This window comes from Actinocrinis sp. (genome assembly GCF_035650855.1).
Lineage (GTDB): Bacteria > Actinomycetota > Actinomycetes > Streptomycetales > Catenulisporaceae > Actinocrinis.
In genome coordinates, this window is the sequence record NZ_DASRGV010000190.1 from 1 (window position 1) to 5,160 (window position 5,160).

A 5,160-nucleotide genomic window follows, 5' to 3' on the forward strand; every position below is an offset into this window, starting at 1 on the left:
ACTCATTGCCGCCGGGATCGGAGGCCTCGGCGCGCTGGTGCGGCAGTGGCCGCACGCGGTCGCCGTGGTGGCGTTCATCGGTGGGCTGTTCCTGATCGGCTACGGCCTGCGCGCGGCCATGCGTGTGCTGCGCCCGGACAAGCTTGAAGCCACACGCGCTGACGGAGCGGGCAGCGGCTCCATCAGGGCGGCGGTCCTCACCTGCCTCGCGCTGACCTGGCTCAATCCGCACGTGTACTTGGACACGGTGCTGCTGCTCGGATCGGCAGGTAATAGCTATGGGGCGGGGCGTTGGTACTTTGCGGCCGGCGCGGCGACCGGCAGTGCGATCTGGTTCAGCGGGCTCGGATTCGGCGCGCGGCGGCTGGCTCGGTTCTTCGCCAGGCCGCGCGCCTGGTCCGTGCTCGACGGGATCATCGCGGTGACGATGATGGTGTTGGGTACGGCGATGCTGGCTAGGGCGTGAACGGCTTGGCGAGGCCGAAACCGAGTGGGCTGAAGGGATGCCAGTCGGCGAAGTAGGTGAGGATGGTGTACGAGGCGGCCTGCGTGTCAGTGAGCTGCGGTACATCTGGGGCGACGTCCACTGCCGCCGGACCAGTGTTCTGATACTCGGAGTACCGCGCGTCGGTCCACTTGAAGAACGGGCTTGACCAGTTCTCGTAGTGGGCCGAGGAGACCGCGGTGCCGAGGTAGGTCTCCCGGATCGTCATCTGGGCCACCGGGTTTGTGGTCCCGGTGTGCCGCCAGGGTCGACTGAGGTAGTCGGCTCCGGCAGCGAGCGTGCCGTCCGCGTTGTCGATGCGGCTGTTGATGATCAGGTAGCCGTAGGTGAACGCGGTCGGCGTGTCGGGCGCGGTGACCGAGCCGCCGGAGTGGCCGCCGAGGATGTCGATGTCGTCGTGGTCGAATACGGCGGTGGCCGATCCGCAGATGAAGTCGATCGAGCCGCTGATGGTGTCGTCGACGAAGTACTGGCGGGCTGGTGGAGGAGGTGCGGTTGCGGGCGGGCTGCTTGCGGGGGGCTGGGCTACGCCGTCCTCGGTGAAGCACTCCTGCGGCTGGAAGTTGTCCGCGTATGAGGATGCGAACACCGTGTCCTGCACGGCGGTGAAGACGTCGTGCGCGAAGATCACCTTGTCCGCCACGGCTTTGACAGCGACAGCTTGCGGGCCGCGCGCCGCATCGGCTGGGTCGGTGGTGCGGTCGAAGGTGTTCGCGACGGTCACGTTGTACGCCTGGAATCCGCTCCCTGCGACGGTGAGCGTCGCGGAGCAGTCGGTGCCGTAGAGGTTTCCGTTGGGTGCGTACGTGCCGTGCGCGAGGTTGTCTTCGATCGTCACGTCGGCCGCTTTGCCGGTCGCGCCGATGATCGTCACATCCGGTTTGTCGGCCGGGATGTAGACCTGGCCGACGTACGTGCCGGGTTCGACGATGATCGTGGTGTGGCGGTGCGTGGCTGGTTGGATCGCGTTGACGGCGGCTTGGATTGAGGTGAAGGCATGCAGGCCGGGCGGAAGGTGTGTGGTCGCGGGGGCGACGAGAAGCAGGCTGCTGATGCCTTCGGATCGTGTGGTTGCGTTGCTTTCGACGACGCTGGCGTCGGCGGCGGCCGTGCCGGCTGAAGTGACCAGCAGGAACGCGGCGCACGCGAGGGCGGCGAGGGTACGGGGGCGGTTCACGGGGTGGTCACCGGCTGCCCGTTGATGGTCACGTCGACGAGCTGGAAGTCGTCAACATACTGCGACGAGTTCTTGCCGGTCATCGTCGTGATCGTGACGTCGTCGAGCAGGATCGAGCCGATGTGGTCGGTCGAGTATCCGGCGGCGGTCCAGCCCGCGACGGCGGTGTTCACCGTCCAGCGCTTGAGGGTGATCCCGGTGACGGTGGGCGGGAAGGTGCCGGTGTTGCCCTCGCCGTAGTTGAAGTCGATCAGCAGCACCGGGCCGCCGATCTGCCCGGCGGTGACCCGGTAGATGTTGCTGTTCTCGATGTAGCCGCCGCGCACCGAGTTGGTCTTGAGCCGGTGCCCGGACTGCAGGATCGGGCTGTTCATGGTCAGGTCGCGGCCGTAGACGTTCTTCACGCCGCCGGTCATCTCGCTGCCGATGGTCACCCCGCCGTGCCCGGCCGCGAAGGAGCAGTTCTGGATGACGATGTTCTGGCTCGGCACGCCGATCCGGCGCCCGTCGGTGTTGCGGCCGGACTTGATCGCGATGCAGTCGTCGCCGACGTCGAAGGTCACGCCGTCGATCAGCACGCCGTCGCAGCACTCTGGGTCGCAGCCGTCGGTGTTCGGGCCGGTCGAGTTGACGGTCACGCCCTCGATGGTGACCTCGCTGCACAGCGTCGGGTGCAGGTGCCAGAGCGGGGAGTTGCGGAAGGTGACACCCTGAATCAGCACCCGCTGACAGTTGTAGGGCTCGACGAAGGTCGGCGGCAGGTGGTAGCCGGCGCCGTAGATCCGCTGCGAGACCGGCACTCCCGCGTCGGCCTGCGCGACGAGCTGGTTGAAGTCCGGCGTCTCAAGGCTCTTCCAGGCCCACCAGTTCGCGGTGGAGGCCTGGCCGTCGAGCACGCCGCCGCCGGTGATCGCGACGTCCGTCTGGCCGTAGGCGTAGATCAGCGGCGAGTAGTTGTAGCACTCGATGCCCTGCCAGCGGCTGAAGACGACCGGCAGGTACGCGTTCGGGTCGGTGGAGAACAGCAGCGTCACGCCGGTCTCCACGTGCAGCTCGATCCGGGACTTGAGGTGGATCGGGCCGGTCGCGTAGCTGGCGGTGCCGGTCGGGCCGGCCGGGATGACGACGCGGCCGCCGCCGAAGCGCGCGGCCTCCTCGATCGCCGCGGCGATGGCGGCGGTGTTGTCCGTCGTGCCGTCCGCGACCGCGCCGAAGCGGGTCACCGGGAAGTCGCGGCGGGGAATGCGGGGTCTGCGAATGCGGCGGATGATCGCGTCGGCCGCTTCGTCGAGAGCGCGGTCGGGGTTGGGGCCGCAGTCCGGGCGTGCGGTACTCGGTGATGCGGTGGTCGCGGCGTGGGCTGCCGCGGCGGTGAGGGGGACCGCGGCCAGTGCGGCGACCGCGGTGCTCGCGCGCAGGAAGGCGCGCCGATCGAAAGGTGTGGACATGGCTCAGTTCCTCCGCGGGAATCGGGCGGATGAGGGTAGGTGGAACTGGTTGTTGAGTTGTCGCCGGGAAGGGCGTCGCTAGTCGCGAGTGCGCGCGACCAGCTGGGTGGGGTTGACGAACCGCAGCGCCAGCACCAGCAGCACGAGCATCGAGCCCGTATACACCACCGCCATCGCGTCGATGGACTGTGCGCTGCGGATGCCCGCGGAGAAGACCGCGGAGAACAGGCTGACCACCAGGGTCTGGCTGGTCGGCCCGGCGGTGAGGAAGGTCAGCTCGAACATGCCGAAGGTGCGTACCAGCACCAGGATCCCGGCCGCCAGCATGCCGGGAAGCAGCAGCGGGGCGATGATCCGGCCGAGCACGGCGCGGGTCGGCGCGCCGCACATCCGGGCCGCGGCCTCCAGCCGCGGGTCCACCTGCTCGATGAAGGGCGTCATGGTGTAGACGACGAAGGGGATGGAGGGCACCAGGTTCGCCAGCACCACCCCGGTCAGCGAGCCGGCCAGGTGGAACTTGTAGAGCACCGTGGCCAGCGGGATGCCGTAGGCGATCGGCGGCACCAGGATCGGCAGCACGAACAGCAGCATCACCGCCTTCTTGCCCGGGAAGTCGCGGCGGGCCAGCGCGTAGGCCGCCGGGACGCCGAGCAGCAGCGAGATGCCCACCACCAGGAAGGAGACCTCGAAGGTCACCGTCATCACCTGGCCGAGGGAGAACTCGCTCCACGCGTCCGAGTAGTTCGAACCCGTATAACCCTTCGGCAGCCAGCCGCTGAACCAGGTGCGGCCGAAGGAGTCGAGCACCACCGTGGCGATCACGCCGAACAGGTTGATCAGGAAGAAGGCCACGACGGCCCACACCAGCCAGGCGCCCGGCCGCAGCGCCATCGCGCGGCGGCGCGGCAGGCCGGTGGCCGGCCCGGTGCTCGGCGCCGGTGCGGCCGCCGGATCGACGATCGCCGTGCTCATCCCTTGCCTCCTGTGGAGCCGGTGTAGAGGCGGGAGCGCAGCGCCATCGCGGCGCCGATCACCGCGAACATCAGGGCCGTCATCACCATGGCGATCGCGCAGCCCTGCGAGTAGTTGAACTTCTGCAGCGCCTGCTCATACGCCTCGATCGAGATCACGTGGGTCTTGCCGTCCGGGTCGCCGACCATCATGGCCGAGGGGAAGACCGTGAAGGCGAGCACGAAGGTGAGGCAGAAGGTGGTCAGCAGGCCCGGCAGCAGCAGCGGGAAGGTCACGTGCCGGAACCGCTGCCACCAGCCCGCCCCCAGCGTCGCGGCGGCCTTCTCCAGGGAGGGGTGGATGCCGGACAGGTACGAGTGGGTCAGCAGGAAGGCGAACGGGAACCCGCTGATGATCAGCGAGAGCAGCACCCCCCAGTAGTTGTTGGTCAGCGTCACCGGGCCGGAGATCAGGTGCAGCCACTTGAGCGCCGAGTTGAACCAGCCCACCGGGCCGAAGTACTCCAGGATGCCCTCGGCGGTGAGCACGGTGCCCAGCGTGATGGGGATGACCAGGATGGTCAGCAGCAGCCGCTTGCCGCGGAACTGCGAGCGCATCCGATACGAGATCGGCACCGCGAAGCCGACGTTGATCAGCGAGGCCGGGATCGCCAGGTAGAAGGTGGTGCCGATGGAACCGCGGGCGAACTTGTCGTGGAAGAACGCGCTGTAGGAGGCGAAGACGCCGCCGTGCGCGTTGACTCCCTGTGGCTGGAAGGAAAGCTGGAGTCCGTAGACGAATGGGTAGACGAAAAGCGCGATGACGGCTACGACACCCGGCAGGAGCAGCAGCAGCGTGCGGTCCACGCCGCGCTCGGCCATGCGGTGCCGCAGCGCGGTGCGGGTCGGCTCGGGCGGGGCCACGCTCGGCTCAGTTGTCAGGGTGCTCATTCGTCGGCTCCGGTCTCGGGCAGCGGCGCGATGCCCGGGAAGACCAGTACCCGCTCGGCTGCCGCGGTCAGCCGCAGCGGGTCGCCTGGCGCGACGCGCTGGTCGGTGCGCAGGTGCACGCGGTCCCCG

5 protein-coding genes are annotated in these 5,160 nt (G+C 68.5%); 1 reads left to right on the forward strand and 4 read right to left on the reverse strand.

The window, feature by feature from the left end; all coding sequences use genetic code 11:
- Positions 1–466: LysE/ArgO family amino acid transporter (locus VFB40_RS14070; RefSeq protein WP_324850750.1), on the forward strand; the 466-nt coding region annotated here is incomplete at its 5' end.
- Here the strand turns inward: VFB40_RS14070 and VFB40_RS14075 are convergent.
- The 4 genes from VFB40_RS14075 to VFB40_RS14090 all read right to left on the reverse strand — a co-directional run bounded on the left by VFB40_RS14075 (position 456) and on the right by VFB40_RS14090 (position 5,031).
- Positions 456–1,682 (reverse strand): pectinesterase family protein, encoded by a 1,227-nt coding sequence (locus tag VFB40_RS14075; protein WP_324850752.1) that lies wholly within the window; start codon positions 1,680–1,682, stop codon positions 456–458. The two genes, VFB40_RS14070 and VFB40_RS14075, sit on opposite strands and share 11 nt — an antisense overlap.
- Positions 1,679–3,130, reverse strand: coding sequence for a glycoside hydrolase family 28 protein (locus VFB40_RS14080; RefSeq protein WP_324850754.1), 1,452 nt, complete (start codon positions 3,128–3,130; stop codon positions 1,679–1,681). The genes VFB40_RS14075 and VFB40_RS14080 overlap by 4 nt, the downstream gene beginning before the upstream one ends.
- 78 nt (positions 3,131–3,208) lie before the next feature.
- Positions 3,209–4,021: an ABC transporter permease gene (locus tag VFB40_RS14085; RefSeq protein WP_349261471.1), complete on the reverse strand. Its 813-nt coding sequence runs from the start codon at positions 4,019–4,021 to the stop codon at positions 3,209–3,211.
- Positions 4,022–4,098: 77 nt separating this feature from the next.
- Complete coding sequence (locus tag VFB40_RS14090; protein WP_324850757.1) at positions 4,099–5,031, reverse strand: ABC transporter permease; 933 nt, start codon at positions 5,029–5,031, stop codon at positions 4,099–4,101.
- Between the last annotated feature and the right edge of the window lie 129 nt (positions 5,032–5,160).

What these genes read in the sequence shown, in the direction of transcription:
- VFB40_RS14080 (WP_324850754.1), bottom strand. Translation starts at nt 3,130, where the DNA reads ATGTCCACACCTTTCGATCGGCGCGCCTTCCTGCGCGCGAGCACCGCG.
- VFB40_RS14090 (WP_324850757.1), bottom strand. Translation starts at nt 5,031, where the DNA reads ATGAGCACCCTGACAACTGAGCCGAGCGTGGCCCCGCCCGAGCCGACC.
- VFB40_RS14085 (WP_349261471.1), bottom strand. Translation starts at nt 4,021, where the DNA reads ATGGCGCTGCGGCCGGGCGCCTGGCTGGTGTGGGCCGTCGTGGCCTTC.